Annotated in this window: 8 protein-coding genes; 1 reads left to right on the top strand and 7 read right to left on the bottom strand. The window is 72.7% G+C overall.

Going from position 1 to position 15,135, the window contains the following annotated elements; genetic code table 11:
* Window positions 1-20: 20 nt before the first annotated feature.
* A complete protein-coding gene (locus AB0J97_RS41020; RefSeq protein WP_364099585.1) occupies window positions 21-824 on the top strand; it encodes an MBL fold metallo-hydrolase in 804 nt (267 codons plus the stop codon).
* On the opposite strand, the gene AB0J97_RS41015 is transcribed toward AB0J97_RS41020, so the two are convergent.
* The 7 genes from AB0J97_RS41015 to AB0J97_RS40985 form a co-directional block, all read right to left on the bottom strand.
* Window positions 825-1,679, bottom strand: coding sequence for a geranyl diphosphate 2-C-methyltransferase (locus AB0J97_RS41015; protein WP_357706856.1), 855 nt, complete (start codon window positions 1,677-1,679; stop codon window positions 825-827).
* Window positions 1,680-1,716: 37 nt separating this feature from the next.
* Entirely contained in the window at window positions 1,717-2,832 is a 1,116-nt protein-coding gene (locus AB0J97_RS41010; RefSeq protein ID WP_364099582.1) for a family 2 encapsulin nanocompartment cargo protein terpene cyclase, read from the bottom strand.
* A gap of 119 nt (window positions 2,833-2,951) precedes the next feature.
* Window positions 2,952-3,503 (bottom strand): hypothetical protein, encoded by a 552-nt coding sequence (locus AB0J97_RS41005; RefSeq protein ID WP_364099579.1) that lies wholly within the window; start codon window positions 3,501-3,503, stop codon window positions 2,952-2,954.
* On the bottom strand, window positions 3,496-4,020 hold the full coding sequence (locus tag AB0J97_RS41000; protein WP_357706851.1) for a hypothetical protein: 525 nt from the start codon (window positions 4,018-4,020) through the stop codon (window positions 3,496-3,498). Before AB0J97_RS41000 ends, AB0J97_RS41005 begins: the two co-directional genes overlap by 8 nt.
* A gap of 46 nt (window positions 4,021-4,066) precedes the next feature.
* Window positions 4,067-14,353, bottom strand: coding sequence for a hypothetical protein (locus AB0J97_RS40995; protein WP_364099576.1), 10,287 nt, complete (start codon window positions 14,351-14,353; stop codon window positions 4,067-4,069).
* Between the two features lie 3 nt (window positions 14,354-14,356).
* Entirely contained in the window at window positions 14,357-14,692 is a 336-nt protein-coding gene (locus AB0J97_RS40990; RefSeq protein ID WP_364099573.1) for a hypothetical protein, read from the bottom strand.
* A complete protein-coding gene (locus AB0J97_RS40985) occupies window positions 14,689-15,084 on the bottom strand; it encodes a YbaB/EbfC family nucleoid-associated protein (RefSeq protein ID WP_357706847.1) in 396 nt (131 codons plus the stop codon). The genes AB0J97_RS40990 and AB0J97_RS40985 overlap by 4 nt, the downstream gene beginning before the upstream one ends.
* Window positions 15,085-15,135: the final 51 nt, after the last annotated feature.

Below are 15,135 nucleotides of genomic sequence, written 5' to 3'. Positions count from 1 at the left end.
CAAGTACGACGATCGTCCCCATGAGGATTCATCACCTGAACTGCGGATCCGTACGGACGATCGAAGCCACCTACGACGGCCCGCCCGCCGCCCCCGCCGTGAACCACTGCCTGCTGGTGGAGACCCCGGCCGACGGGCTCGTGCTGGTCGAGACCGGGCTCGGGCTCGGCGATGTGCGCGACCCGGCAGGCACGCTGGGCGCCGACTGGGTGGCCATGGCCGAGCCCGCGCTGAAGGAGGAGGAGACCGCCGTCCGCCAGGTCGCCCGGCTCGGCTACCGCCCGGACGACGTGCGCCACGTCATCGTCACCCACCTCGACGTCGACCACTGCGGCGGGCTGCCCGACTTCCCCGGCGCGCGGGTGCACCTGCTGGCCGCCGAGCTGGAGGCGGCGCTGGCCGAGGCCCCGAGCTACCGCTACCGCCCGGCCCACTGGGCGCACGGCCCCGACTGGGTCACCTACACCCCGGAGGCGAACGACGACTGGTTCGGCTTCGCCTCGATCAAGCCCGACGGGCTGCCCGAGGACATCAGGCTGGTCCCCCTCGGCGGGCACACCGCCGGGCACACCGGCGTCGCCGTCCGCGAGGGGGACCGCTGGCTGCTGCACTGCGGCGACGCCTACTACTACCACCGCGAGCTGCAGCCGGACCCGCATCCCCACCCGCTGATGGACGTCGTCCAGACCCGCTCGGAGGTCCATCACGACCTGCGGCTCGGCACCCAGGCCCGGCTGCGGGAGCTGGTACGGGACCACGGCGACCAGGTGAGCGTCTTCTCGGCCCACGACCCGTGGGAACTGGCCGCCGCGGTGGCCGGTTGATCAGACGCGGTCGGCCGCGATGAGCAGGTACTGGAAGCTGCCGTTCTTGTAGGCGTCGAGGAAGGACTGCTCGATGCCCGTGGCCAGATGGGTACGGGCGCGCAGCTCCCAGTACGGGATCGTGGCCGCCGTCAGGTCCACGACGCTGACCGGGACGAGCCGGTTGGCCGCCATCTGCTCGAAGTACGTGCTCCGGGGGTGGATGTCGCAGATGTAGTGGGCGTTGATCTGACTGACCGCCCGGGACGGCAGGCCGTAGGCGTCGTTGTAGCAACCGGTGACGCACACGTACCGGCCGCCCCGGCGCAGCAGCCGGGAGTGCTCGGCGAACAGCAGGGACAGCTCGACGTACATGGTGCTCTCGTTGTTCCAGCTCGCCTGGAACGATCCAGTCTCGAAGCCGGTCTCCAGCATGTTGCGGAAGTGGAAGCGCACCTTGTCGTCGACGCCGCGCTTCTTGGCCTGGTCGTTGGCGAAGGCGACCTGCGACTCGGAGATGGACACGCCGTCGACCTCGCAGCCGTACCGCATGTTGACCAGGAGGCTGCTGCCGCCACGGCCGGAGCCCGCGTCGAGCGCCCGGTGGTGGGGTTCGAGCGGGCCTAGGTGGCTGATCAGCAGGTCGGCCTGGGCGGTCTCCAGGCGGTGGAGCTCCTTGACGATGCGGTCCTCGCGGGTGTCCTCGGGGCCGTCGAGTACCGTCCAGTTCACCTCGCCGATGCCGTAGTGGTGGTGGTACAGGCCGTCGACGTCGCCCAGACGAAGGTTGACCGGGTTCTTCTCGGCGTTCCAGTAGCTGGCGACGGAGTGCTGGTAGTGGCTGGTGAGGACGGGGGAATGGGTGTTGACGGTCACCTGGGAAGAGCTCCTTCCCGGCCGGGGGCGGCCGGTGTCATGAGTGGTAGCGGCTGCTGCTGCCGTGCCATTCGAGGCAGCCGGCCATCCAGCCCTGGGCGCCACGCAGGAACCGCTGCAGCTCCACGGACGGAACTGCGGCGAGCTCGCGCTGGCTGGTCTCGAAGCCTTTGACGAAGTCGTTGTGCAGCGCGACGGCGCGTTCGGTGGCCTCGCGCGTGGAGCACTTCTCCTCCTCCGCGATGAGCAGGACGAGGTTGGAGTCGGGCAGCTCGTCGGCCGCCTCCCTCGCCACGGAGTGCAGGTCGTTGACGATGACGCTGGCCGTGCCGGCCTGCATGAGCGCGGTGTGGAAACGCCGGTCGTAGAAGAGGTCGGCGGGCAGCTCGTAGCCGGCGACGACGTCGATGAGGGTCATGGACGTGTAGAAGCTGTCGTGCTGCCGGGCCGCGAGGTAGCGCCAGACGGGCGGCGGCGTCTCCAGGTAGCGCCAGGCGGCGTAGGCCGTCCAGCTCACGTACATCTGGAAGGTGGTGTTGCAGGCCCGCATGACCTGCGACGGGGTGCCGTGGCGGGACAGGTGGTCGGTGGCCGAGCGCAGCGAGACCAGCACGGGGTCGGCCTCGATCGCCTCTTCGAGCTGCCCGGTGTACGCGCCCGCGGGCGGCGGCGGGTCCATGGCCGACATGACGAGTGCCAGGCGCGGCGGCAGCTCGGTGGGGCTCGCGCCGAGGTCGGTCTCGTCGGCGTAGTAGTCGTCGGCCGCCCACCAGGCGGTGTTCATCTGCGCCGCGATCAGCAGCAGGTCGGGGTCGTCGCTGTCGGGATGGGCGAGCATCACCAGCCGGCCGAACCCGGTGGCGGCGAACTCGTCCATCCGCCCGGCGTGCAGGCCCACCTTCTCGGCCCAGGCCAGGAGCCGCCGGTCGACCTCCGCGCCGAGCGCCGGGTCGTCGCGGACCGTCTCGGGGCAGTAGAGCGGCGGGTAGGAGCCGTCGCCCCACTCCCGCTCCGCGTAGGGGATGGGGGCCAGGAGCTGCCGTGGTCCGGGAGGCGGCGCGGGGGGCGGGGCGGGGGCCGGAAGGTGGAGCGCGGAGGTTCCGAGGCCGGTGGGGCCGGTCGGGAGCCGCGGGGCCGCGGCGTACTGGGGCATGGCGCGCCTCTTCCCTTGAGGAGGAGCAGGACATTACCGAAAGTAGTTATTCAGCTACTAAAAGTAGAGTAGCCAATCAGTAATGAGAGCCTTACCCTCCTGCGGGCGCACTCTGGCGGTCAGGGCCTTGTGTGCAGGCCCTCGAAGTCGTCGAGGCTCTTGCGGTAGAAGGCCAGGTCGTCCTCCAGTTTCTCCCTGGTCAGGCGCTCCGGCTCGGTCTCGCGCACGGTCCTGCCCAGGTCGCTCCAGAAGTCGTCGGGCGGCAGCTCGGCGGCCTCCGGCGGGAAGAACTTCAGCGCCTCGGCCACGGCGTCGGCGGCGAAGAGCCAACCGGTAGCCACCGAGTCGTACCGCTCGGGGGAGGCCGGGCCGACGGCGTAGAACAGGCCCTCCTCCAGGGCCCGGCTGGCGTACGTGGTGGCGATCAGCACCCACTGGCCGGGGTCGAGCAGCTCGGACAGGCCGGTGCCGAACGTCGCGCCGGTCTCCCTGGCCGCGCGCTCGGCCTCGACCGGGACCACGACCTCCACGTCGTCGAGCCGCACCCGCAGGTTCTCCGGGTCCTGGGAGACCGTGGCGTTCCGGGAGGCGCCCGGCAGGCCGGAGTGGGCCACCAGGTCGATGTAGACGTACGCCTCGACGAGCGAGCGGCCCAGACCCTGCTCAGGCATACTCGCCCGCCAGCGTCTGGTAGGTGTCGCGGACGACCAGCAGCCGGTCGAGCTGGAACCTGCCCGGCTCGGCCGCCCGCACCCCCTGCCCGCGCTCGGACCAGAACCCCTGGTCGGGCACCGAGTCCGCGCCCGCCGGCACGAACTTGACGACCTCCTCCACCGCCGCGGCGGCGATCCTGAGCGTGCGCAGGGCCTCGGCCCGGTCGGACACCGGCACGTCGCTCGCCGTCAGGTCGGCCACCCACAACCACTCGCCCGCGTCGAGCAGCTCCGACGGCTCCGGGCCGCCGAACGTCGGGAACCCGGCGGGCATCACGGGGGTCTCCGGCAGCCCGAACACGAACTCGCGCGGCGTGCCGCACTGCTCGCACGGGCCGAAGTAGCGGTTGGCCAGCTCGCCCTCGACGTCGATCAGCCCGTTGCGCCAGGTCGTGTCGGTGGACCCGCAGGCGCAGGGGTTGAGGTCGAGGTAGAGATGCGCCTCGTCCCTCGTCCGCGCCACCGCGAAAGCCATAGTCGTCCTCTCCTCGGGGTTCCCATGATGCCCGACGTCCCGTCCGTCACACCGCCATCGCCTGCGGGTCGGGCTCCAGCGTCACCGGCGGGGCCTCGTCCAGGCGGCGGCCGCACGTGCACGGGCCGTCGGGCGGGCACACGCACTTGGCGTCGGGCACGTCCCAGCCGGTCCCGTCCGCCACCACGCGGAGCTTTTCGATGATCGCCGGCCAGTCGCGGGGACGGCGGCCATCCGCCAGGGTGGCCAGCTCGGTGGCCACCTGCGGGGGGAACATCCGCAGGATCTCCGGGCGGGCCTCGGTGACCAGGTCGTACAGCACGCCCAGGCGTCCGGGGCGCTGCCTGGGGTTGGCCGTACGGGCCTGGCGCAGGGCCTCGTTCAGCTCGGCCAGCTCCTGGCCGTCGGCGGGCGGCAGGCCCAGCGCGTTGGCCACCGCGGCGGCGGCCGTCGCGGCGGCGGCCCGCTCGTTCGCGCCGACCGTGCGGGCCGGGTCCACCTCGTAGGTGAGCACGCCCGGGTCGTTCGCGCCCGTTCCCGGCTGCCGGATCTCGACGGCGATGGGCGCGCGGCCCGGCAGCACGATGTCGAGCAGGCCGGGCCCGTGGGTGTGCACGCGGGCGCCCATGAGGGCGGCGGCCCGTCCGACGGCTCCGGCGGCGGCCGTCGCGGGGAGCGTCGCGTGGCCGCGGATAGCCGTGACCTGGGCGGGGGTGAGATAGCCCGCGCGCGACAGCTCCACCAGCTTGGACGACGCACTCTGCTGGCCGTTCGCCAGGCCCAGCCGTCTGGCCTCCTCCTGGAGCGCCGCCCGTTCGGTGCGCGAGCGGACCGGGCCCGCCTCGGCGACCGCCCGCGCCAGCCCGCGCAGCCGCGCCAGCGCCGCCGCCTCGATCGGGCCGGGCCGCCCGGGGGCCGCCGGCCGGGCCTGGCCGGTGTCCGGCGACCGGCCGGCGGCGGTGTCGCCCGCGAGCGTGGCGGCGTGGGCCGCGACCTGCTCGGCGACGGCGGTCGTGGCCCTGGGGCCGTCGTCGGCGGGCACCCGCAGCGTCAGGTGGCCGGGAGCGCTCGACTCGACGGTCACCCCGGCCGTGCCGGGAGCGGCCTCGGCCAGAGTCAGCGTGAACTCACCCTCGGGGGTGGTCACCGTGAACGTGTCCACCGGTCCCATCTGCGGCGCCGTGGCGTTCGCAGGGACGCCCCCGGGCGTGATGGCGGGGACGCCGGCGATCTCGGCCAGTTTGCCGAGGCCGGGCGGCGAGGTGTCCAGGCCGGTGGCCGAATCGCCGTTGAGCAGGCGGGCGATCCGGCTCTGCGGCTCGGGGGCGGCCGGTGCGCGGGGCCCGGTGCCCCACGGCGGGGGCGGCGGCGTGTGGCCGCGCCGGCGGATGTCGTCGGCGAGGGCGTCGATGGCCGCCGCCAGGCGCTCCCGGCGGGCCGGGTCGGTGGTGGCGTGCCACTTGTCGGACAGGTGGGCGTGCTCGTCCAGGCGGGGGAGCAGGCAGAGGTCGGTGCCCTCGGTGTGCTCGCCCGTCGGGGACGTCCTGAGCACGCCCTGCGGCATGCCGGCCGCCGCCGCGGTCGCCGTCTGGGCGACGTGCGAGAGGTCGTGGACCAGGATCGACGACACCAGGTCCGGATGCACGCGTCCCCAGATCCGCAGCAGGTGCGGGTCCTCGGCCGTGCCCGCGCGCGGCTCGGTGAGCGCGTTCAGGCCGTCGCCCGGGTCCGCGACCACCACGCGGACGTGCTGGTCGGGCACGCCCGGCAACTGGACGGTCAGGACGTCGTCCCCGGTCCAGCCGACGTGGGCGGCGGTGCCGCCGAGGTCGACGGCCGAGACGGGCTGGTCGCGCAGCTCGTCCAGGGTCAGGTCGGGAACCCCTTCGGGGCGGGCCGACCTGCTGAACGGGCTGTCCTCGATCGCCGGGGACGGCATCCCGGCGGCGGGCGTCACGCCCTGCGACACGCTGCCGCCGACCGGGTTCGCGTGCGTGTCGGGTGCGGCGGCGGGCCAGGCGGCCGGGGCGGCGGGCGCGGGAAGGGCGCCGACGGCGTCGAGCGCGGCCTCGACCTGCTCGGTGAAGGTGCCGTCCGTGCTCGGGTTCATGAAGACGTCGCGCAGGTTCAGGCCGGCGCCGCGGGCCGCGTCCAGGAGGTCGGGCGCGAGGCCCGCGAACGCCTCGGCGAAGCCGCCGTCCAGCGTCTCGCTGTACAGCGAGCCGTCGGGCATGACGCGGTAGCGGTGGAGGCCGTCCGTCTCCCAGACCGCCACCCGGGCCACCTCGCCGCGGTCGCGGGCGGCCACGCGGGCCTCCTGGAGGGTCTGGATCGGGTTCTGCCGCTCGGACGTGGGCACGAAATTGAACGTCGCGGGCGGCGGGCCGCCGGGACGCGGCGGCGCGATCCGTACGCCCGCCGCCATGCGCTCGCGCAGCTCCTCGATCTCCTCGCCGAACATGACCACGTCCACCTCGCCGGTCGAGGCGGAGGGCAGGTGGACGGCCTCGCCGACCGGCCGCTCGTTGCCGTCACGCAGCCGCGCCATGTACTGGAACTCAAGGTCGTAGTCCACCCGGAGACGTACGGTGTAGGCCTTGCCCTTCTCGAACATGCTGCGTTCGCGGCGCGCCCCGTGGTGGTCGCCGACGCCCTCGGACGTCTGCTCCCCGCCCCGGACGCCGCCGTTCACCCCGGTCGAGCTGTCCGACCCGTTGGCGCCCCAGCCCACCGGGGTCGTCCGCCCGCGGGAGACGTTCACGTTCTGGGCGTCGGCCTGCCGGTCGACCTGACCCTTCTCCGCGTCGTACGGGCCGGCCACGATGGTCAGGTCGGACGTGCGGGCGTGGACGGTGACATTCACGCCCTGGTCCTTGAACTTCTGCCTGGACACCCGGACGACAGGCTCACCCGAGGGCCCGGTCATCCGCTCGAAGGCGGTCAGCAGCGCCGACGGCGCCAGCCGCCTGATCAGCTCGGGACGCCGTTCCTCGACCGCCGCCGCGCCGATCATCTTGGTGAGCTGGGTGGTGACGACCTCGTACAGGCTCGGCTTGGCCGGGCTCTCCCACAACGCCGCCGGGAAGAAGCCGGGATGCAGCTCGGCCTGCCGGGGGTCGGTGGTCATGACGACCGGCCCCGGGTCCTCGGCGGCGGGCCTGGTCATGCCGGTCGGGATGCGCCGCACCACCGTGGCGTTGTAGACGACCGGCGGCGCGGCGCGCCGCTTGCCCTGGAGCACGTCCGCCACGCGCTTGGCGGCGCCGGAGACCTTGCCGCCCCGTACGGGCCTGCGCTCGACCTCGATGACGAGCCGCATCTCCTGCTGCACCCGGGTCAGCCCGTTGAACAGGCCGATCCGCTGCAACCTGGTGTTCTGGTGGTTGGTGGAGCCCGAATAGCCGCGGCCCCGGTCGGTGGAGAGGCCGGCTCCCTGGCCGCCGGTCGGGTCGCTGGCGCCCTGGTCGAAGCCCGCCGAGTAGGACCCGTTGTACGACTCCGAATGCGACAGGTCGGTGTACCGGTAGTGCTGGACGATCAGTCCGGACTGCGACGTCTGGCTGAGCATCGTGGCCCTGCGCGAGTCGCCGACGGGTTCGAGGCGTACCCGGACCGTCACCTCCTCGGCCTGCGTGACCTGCGCGCCCTGCTGGACGTGGTAGCTGCGCTCGAAGCCGCGCGAGGACCACATGTCGGTGACGTGGATCAGCGCGGCGTCCTCGGAGAAGTCGACGTTCAACTCCTCGCCGAGGGTGGGGCTCTCGTCCAGCGCCCCCGGCACGGCGTCCTGCACGGCCTTCCGGACGGCGTCCATCACGTCGACCGGGTCGCCGTTCTCGTCGGTCAGCGTCAGCGACTCGGTCGAGCTCGCGCCCACCGACCGGTCGTACGACGGCGCGAGCACCACGTCCCTGGAGCGTTCGAGCTGTTCGGCGGCCTTGTCCAGGGTCTGGTCGAGCTTCTGCTGCGGGCTGCCGCTGTCGGGGGCGGTGAGCCCGGTCACCTCCTTGAGCTTGGCCAGCAGGGCCTCCGGGGTGTGCCGCTCGGTGTACTCGTTGGTCGTCCCCGACTGGGCCATGTCCAGGACGTAGCGCTGGACCAGCGGGACCGCGAGGCTGCGGTCGAGGGTCAGGCTGCCGTTGAGGAACCGTTCGACCGCGTCGCCGACCAGGTGGGCCGGCAGGTCGAGGTCGCCTTCCGCGTACATCAGCAGCGCGTCGTACTCCGAGACCGTGAACAGCGCGGTGCCGGACGTGGTCGTCGTCTTCGAGCCGCTGACGGGGATCTGCTCGCCGGTCGGCACCCCGTGCTCGGCGCTCTCGGAACCGGTGAGGGTGAGGTCGACCGTGCTGCGCAGGATGTACTGGCGGCCGAACTCGATCGTCAGCTCCTCGCTGCCCCAGATGTCGAGGATCGAGGTGGACTCGGACGTGCCGCCGGACCGGGACGGCAGCGAGAGCGAGCCGCTGTCGCCGGTCGTGCCGCCGTCGTCGAGGTCGCCGACGGACGTCGACATGCCGGCCGACAGCCCGGACGAGCCGCCCCACGAGATGCCGGCGCTGCCGAGCCCGAACAGGATGTTGCCCGTGACCTGGTCGACGACCCCCAGCACCTCGGTCTCGCCGACCTCGCCGGACACCGACAGCGACGAGCGCGTGGGCCCGTTCGGCCGGATCGCGACATCCGTGGTCAGCGGCCTGTTCAGCAGCTTGGGGTGGGCGACCAGGTTGCGCACGTTCAGGAACGCCATGAGGTGCTGGAAGGCCACGGAGTCGGCGGTCATGCCGCGTGGCAGCACCTGACGGGCCGCGTCCAGGGGGCGGCCCACGTCCACGTGCAGCAGCCGCGCCTTGGCCCTGAGCTTCTGGGACATCCGCCCGATCGGCGCGGGCGGTGTGGGCTTGGTCGAGGGGAGCATGTCGGCGGCGAAGACGAGCTGGGCCGATCCGTCGCTGGTCGCGATCGTCGTCGTCGTGCCCCTGTGCAGCAGGTCGGCGGTCATCTGGTGGCCCAGCTTGAAGATCGCGACCGTGCTGTTGCTCTCCTGGAGGGTCACGACGTTGGTCGTGCCGCCGGCGCTGGAGCCCGCCGTACGGGTGCGGTTGCCGCCGCCCTTGACGCCGACCTCGTTCGTGAGGCCGTCCTGCCCCTTGTCCGGGCCGTCGCTCTCGCTGACCCCGGCGCCGCCGCTGTACGTCCTGGACCTGCCGATGCCGCGGGCGGAGGTGTCGGAGCCGATGTCGAGGTTGACGACCGTCTGGGTGTCGGTGTGACCGACGTAGGTCATGTCGTTGAAGTCCTGCTTCAGCGACAGGCGCAGCATGTAGTGCTCGGGGGCGGAGTTGAGCCCTTGCAGCGTCAGGTCCAGCACGATGCCGTCCTGGGCCAGGGAGTCGTAGGCGGCGCGGATGCGTTGCTCCGACAGCTGCTCCAGGACCTCCTGGCGGTTGAGGATCTGGCTGGCGCGGGCGAGCCTGTTGGAGGAGTACTCCGGCACGCCGTTCACGGTCTTCGGGATGAGCCCGCGCTCGGCGAGCTCGTCCAGCACCTTCTGCCGGAACTCCGCCAGCCCCTCGATCTCCTGCACCAGCGCCGGGCCCGCGCCGCGCATCTGCCCGGGGCCGTCGCCGAGCCATGCGGGCAGCTCCGGCTTGCGGCCGGGCGGCGGGCCGGGGTGCGGGTCGCCGCGCAGGACCTGGTCGCCGTTGGCGTCGGTGACCGGCCGGCTGTCCTTGCGGACCAGCGCGGCGCTGTCCACGGGCAGGCCGTACCGGTAGGCGGCCGACTCCCGCATGTCCACCAGCGCCGTGCTGCGCACCGATGGCAGGGTGACCGGGGGCTTGCCGATCACCTCCACCGTGAACGTGGTCACCACCGTGAGCCGGTAGCTCTGCTTGGGGTGGGACTTACGGTGCACGCTGGGGTGGATCGCCTGCTTGTTGGCCGTGGCCGAGTACGACCGCGACGCCCCCCTCCCCCCGTTGGCCTTGGGGCCGATCGCAGGCTGGTACGGACCGAGGTCCACGGCCTGCAGCCCGGGGGCCTTGAACCCGGCCGAGGCGCTGCCGTCGAGCGAGGAGCCCGACGAGGCGCCCCCCGGCGTCTGGACGAAGTCGACGAGCACCTCCTCCTCCCACTCCTCGGAGGACGCGCCGCCGATCGGCTGGGCGGTCTCCACCACGACACGGCTCTCGGCCCGCACCCGGACGTGCGGTTCGCCGTTCTTGGTGAAGACGCGCTCCAGCCCCTCGTTGACCGACGTCCGCAGGCGGTGGGGCAGCTCCTGGGTGACGAACGAGCGCAGCTGGTCGCGGGGCACGGTGCCGACCTCGGCGTAGTCGCCGCCGAGCTCCTCCGCGAGCGCGTCGAGGGCGCCTTCCAGGTCGGTCATGCTCTGGACGACGACGTTGGGCATCGTCTTGCCCCGCTTGGCCCTGTCGATCCAGTCCAGCACGCGCGCCGGCTGGTCGGTGGCGGGGTGCGAGAACCACAGCCGCTGGCTCGACGAGTCGCCCGGGGCGCCGGAGTCGACCGTGACCGTGCCCTGCCACCTCGCGTCCTGGCCGGTGCGGATCTCGGCCGTCCAGGTGGCGGCGGCGTCGAACAGCAGCGACTCGTTGCGGTTGTCGGTGACCGAGCCGCCCTGGGCGTACATGCCGGCCCCGCCGCTGGTGGACCAGTTGCGGCCGAGCGAGGCGCCGAGGCCGACGCCCAGCAGCTCGCTCACCGTCCTGGCGACGTGGTCCTCCGGCAGGAACTGCGCCAGGACGCTGGTGTCGAAGCCCACCGACACGCCGCCGCTGCCCGCCTGACTGATCGAGGCCGTACGGGCGGCCTGGTAGAACAGGCCCACCATCATCTCCGACCCCTTGATGGCGGGGTCGAGCACCTCGACCAGGTCGGCGAGCGTCAGCTTGATCCGCACCTCGGCCGCCTTGCCGTGGTGCCCCACGGTCAGCACGAGGCCGTCGGGGGAGACGGCCTTGTGGAAGTCGGCCCGGATCGCCCGTTCGAGCTGGTCGGCGGAGAACTGGTGATTGACGCCGTTGTCGGCCAGCAGGTCGTTGACGGCGGTGGTGAGGGCCGACAGGTGGGCCAGCCGGCCCGTCGGCTGGGCCGCGGCCAGGCTGATCTCCTGGGGCAACGCGGCGGCCAGCGCCTTCAGGTAGGCGGCGTGCTGCTCAAGGACCTGGGCGGCCAGCCGCTCGGCGACGGACCGCATGCTGACCGGCCCGTTGGGCGCGCTCGGGTTCTGGATCTCGTTCATCGCCGTGAGCAGCTGCTGGTAGGTCTGCCGGGTCCGCGTCGCCTCGCGCAGCGCGGCCTCGTACGCGTCGGCGATCCTGTTGTGCCGCCTGCGGGTGGCCCGCTGCTGGAGCGCCTCCTTCCGCGCCGCGGTCGCCCGCGCCTGGCGGCCCTGGTCGTGCTGCCGCTGCGCCTTCCGCATCTTCTTGTTGGCGTCGCGTGCCGCTTGCTGGGCCTCCTGGGCGGTCTTCCGCTTCGCGTCGACCTGCTCCTTGAGCGCCCGCTCGGCCCGCTGCAGCGCGTCGATGACGGCCGGCAGCTCCTCCTGGGACGGACGGCCCTGCGGTAACTGCGGCGCGTACGTGGGCCGGGTCCCCGGCTTGGGGGCCCAGGGCGGCAGCGGCGGGGTGTGGCCGCGCTCGATGAGCTGGCGGGACACGCCGTCGATGTCGAGGGCGAGGAGTCGCTGCTCCTGCGGCGTCTGCGCCGCGTGCCACTGCTCGGCCATGAACGCCAGCTCGTTGAGCTGGGCCTGGGCGCACATGTCCTGCGTGGGCTCGCTGGTCGCCTTCCTGCGGCGCAGGAAGCCCCGCCGCTTGCCGCCGTTGTCCTCCTGCATCTTCTGCAGGGTGTCGGTGATCTCGTGCAGCCAGACCCGGGACACCTGGCTGGGGTGCATGCCGGGGGCGAAGTGCACGACGTGGGCGTGCGCGGCGTCCTCACCGGTCGAGAGCTCGGTCTCGCCCATGAGCCCTTCGGTCATCCCGCCGATGACCGGGCGGAAGTGGTGGGTGCCGTTGTTCCTGGTGCGGACGACGAGCGTGCCCTCGGCCGACCAGGTGATCTCCTCCACGTCCTGGTTGAGGAAGTGGGACGGCCGCACCGCGTCGGCTCCCGTGCGGACGTCGCCGGGCTCCAACGGGGTGTCCGGCCGGGCATCGGGGACGTGCCGGGTGCCCGGGACCGGCCTGGACGTGACCGTGCCCGGCTTGCTCGTGGCCGGTTGCAGGGTCTCGCCGCCCTCCTGGGCCAGCAGCACCATCGCGGTGGCCTCCGCGCGCAGCTCGTCGGCGTCGGTGACCTCGTCGGCGCGGGTGTCCAGGGCGGCGCGCACGCGTTTCATGGTGGCGGCGCGGATCACCCGTACGGTGCCGTCGGGGGAGGGGATGAGGAGGTCGCCGGTGGGGCCGACGACCGCGCCGGGAAAGTCAAGGGTGAGCGAGTCCATCAGCGCGGTACCGGCCCGGACGGGGCCGGTGAGGGGCACGGGCGAGGTGGCGTCGGGGGCGGCGGCCGACGTCGTGGCGGGGGTGTTCGTGTCCTGGGCGGTGGTCGTTCCCTGCTGGTCGCCCTGCTGGTCGCCCTGCTGAGCGATCGGCTCCTGACGACCGTCCTGCTGGTTGTCCTGTTGGTTGTCCGGCTGAGCGTCCTGTTGGCCGTTCTGCTGGGCGTCTTGCTGGGGGTTCTGCTGCGTGTCCTGCTGGGCGTCCTGCCGAGGGTTCTGCTGGTCGTTCTGCTGGCTCTGGTCGTCCGGCTGGGTGTCGCGGGTCTGGCGGGTGTCCTGCGAGCCGTCCTGGGCCTGGGGGGAGGCCGGGGCGGTGGTGGACTGGGGAGCGGGCGCGGGGTCGCTCTTCGGCCGCCGCTGCTGCTTGTCGTCGTCGGTGTTCTCGTCGGTGTCCTCGTCGACGTTCTGGTCGGCGTCGGCACGGGGTTCGCGGTCGGTGTCCGTCCGGCCGTCCCGCGAGGAGGAGCCGCGGCGCGGGTTCGCGTCCGAGTCGGGGGGAGACGTGGACGGCGTGCCGCGCCTGACGTCGTCGCCCTGGTTCGGCGCGGGCGCCTGCGCCGAGGCGGGGACGATGGGCCCGCCGCCACCCGTGGGGGCCGGGCTGCCGACCGGCGGGTTCCCGCCCCCCGTGCTGGGGTCGCCGCCTCCGGCGCGGGCGGCGTCGGAACGGGCGGCGGTGTCGTAGGCGGAGGCCAGGGTGCTGACCGGGTTGCCCAGCGCGGTGTACACCTCGGGGTTGAACGGGCTGATCGACCCGGTACGCCCGACGCCGCCCATGAAGCCGCCCATGAGGGAGTCGACCGAGAACGGGTTGTTCCACTGGCCGTACACCAGGCCGTTGGCGAGGAAGCTGCCGGCCGGGGAGGCGATCGTGTTGGTCAGGCCGGTGGTCATCGCGCGGCCGGGGAAGCCCGGCATGTGCCGGGTGACCTTGGAGATGGGCCCGGACAGCGCGGTGCCGAAGAGCGCGCCGCCGCCCGCGCCGATGATCGCCGCCTGGGACTTCTTCCAGTCCCAGTCCTTCCTGGTGCCCATCTTGATCTGCTGGTACTGGGCGGCGGCGTCGATGAAGAACTCCTCGCCGATCTCCTCGATCAGCTCGCGGCCGATCGAGGAGCCGAGCAGCCTGGCGATCAGACCGCGGCCGGTGGCGCCGCTGAGCGTGGTCACCCGGGCCAGCTTGCCGGCGCCCAGCTCCCTGGCGCCGATCATGGCGAGCCTGACGAGGATGCGGCTGATCGCCGCGCGGCCCGCGGCCGCGTACGGGCCGATGATCGCCGCGGAGGTGCCGGCGGAGAAGAAGGCGACGATGAGCGCGATGGCGATGGCGACGACCGTGACCCAGAAGGCCACGTTGACGGACAGCTTGGAGTACTGGGTCTCGACCGCGAAGTTGTCCGACTGCATCTGGAGGGACTGTGACACCCTGGCCGCGCCCGCCATGCCGGCCTCCTGGCCGTACAGGAACTTGGCGCGGGTGACGAAGTCGGCGCTGGCGGGCGAGGACCAGCCGGTCGCCACGGTGCGCACGGCCGAGCCGGCGCGCGGCGCGGTGGCGATCGCCCCGGCGGCCAGCGCGTGGTAGGTGTGCGCGAGCTTGGACATGCCGCTCTCGCTCGCGTCCGGCCACTTCTGACCGGCCGACAACATCGGGAGCAGCCAGTTGACCACCCAGTCGGGCAGCGCCTCGGTCTCCCACACCGGCTCCACGTCCCGGTCGATGCGGACCGGGGGCTGGACGGTGGCCTGGCCCGACGAACCCGCAGAAGTCGGCCCCTGGGGGCCGGTGGCGCTGTGCGACACGCGTCAGACCTCTCGCGCCTTGAGCTCTTGCTCGATGTCGGCGTCCGTGCCGAGGGTGTTGTCGATGCTCGCGCGGAGCCTGCCGCACGCGTCGTTGATCTGCTTGGAGAGGTCGACGTACTGGTTGAGCATGCGGTTGGGGCCGTCGTCGCGGAAGTGGGAGGACTTGAACGACTCGCCCTCGGTGCCGCCGCCCCAGGGAGCGGCGGCCAGCGCCTCGACGACCGCGGCGACCAGCCGCTTGGACTCCTTCTCCCAGTCCTCGGCCATGGTGGTCCACTGGGAGATGCCGGAGTCCACGACGGGCTTGATGATCTGGGTGCCGTCCCAGGGCTTCATCGGCCGCCTCCCATGCGGTCGGCGAGCCGGGTCAGGACGGTTTCGAGGTCGCCGCTCAGATGCGCCTGGAAGTCCTCGCGCGGGATCACCGGCTCGAAGATCTCGGTGATGCGCTCCTGGGCGCGCTCGGTGGCCAGCCGGGCGGTCTCGGCGATGGTGTCGGCCAGGTGGCGGGCGTCGGGGCGCCGGTAGATGCGCGGGTCGAGGTCGAGCCGTACCAGCTCGCCGCGTGCGCCGACGGTCACCGAGACCAGGCCGTCCCGGGAGGTCTCGGTCACCTGGACGGCCTTGGCCTGCTCGTGCAGCTCCATGCCCACGTCCTGGATCTGGCGGAACATGTCGCGCAGCTCGTCGCCGTACGCCCGCATCCCCGCCACGTCAGGAGAATCCATGACACCCCCGGCCCCATGCCGCGTGACTCTTACGCCACACCGACCTTTCAG

Origin of the sequence: Nonomuraea sp. NPDC049607, from assembly GCF_040675375.1 — a bacterium.
Lineage (GTDB): Bacteria > Actinomycetota > Actinomycetes > Streptosporangiales > Streptosporangiaceae > Nonomuraea.
This window is presented reverse-complemented; position numbering and strand designations above follow the sequence as displayed.

What these genes read in the sequence shown, in the direction of transcription:
- AB0J97_RS41020 (WP_364099585.1), top strand. Translation starts at nt 21, where the DNA reads ATGAGGATTCATCACCTGAACTGCGGATCCGTACGGACGATCGAAGCC.
- AB0J97_RS41010 (WP_364099582.1), bottom strand. Translation starts at nt 2,832, where the DNA reads ATGCCCCAGTACGCCGCGGCCCCGCGGCTCCCGACCGGCCCCACCGGC.
- AB0J97_RS41005 (WP_364099579.1), bottom strand. Translation starts at nt 3,503, where the DNA reads ATGCCTGAGCAGGGTCTGGGCCGCTCGCTCGTCGAGGCGTACGTCTAC.
- AB0J97_RS41000 (WP_357706851.1), bottom strand. Translation starts at nt 4,020, where the DNA reads ATGGCTTTCGCGGTGGCGCGGACGAGGGACGAGGCGCATCTCTACCTC.
- AB0J97_RS40990 (WP_364099573.1), bottom strand. Translation starts at nt 14,692, where the DNA reads ATGAAGCCCTGGGACGGCACCCAGATCATCAAGCCCGTCGTGGACTCC.
- AB0J97_RS40985 (WP_357706847.1), bottom strand. Translation starts at nt 15,084, where the DNA reads ATGGATTCTCCTGACGTGGCGGGGATGCGGGCGTACGGCGACGAGCTG.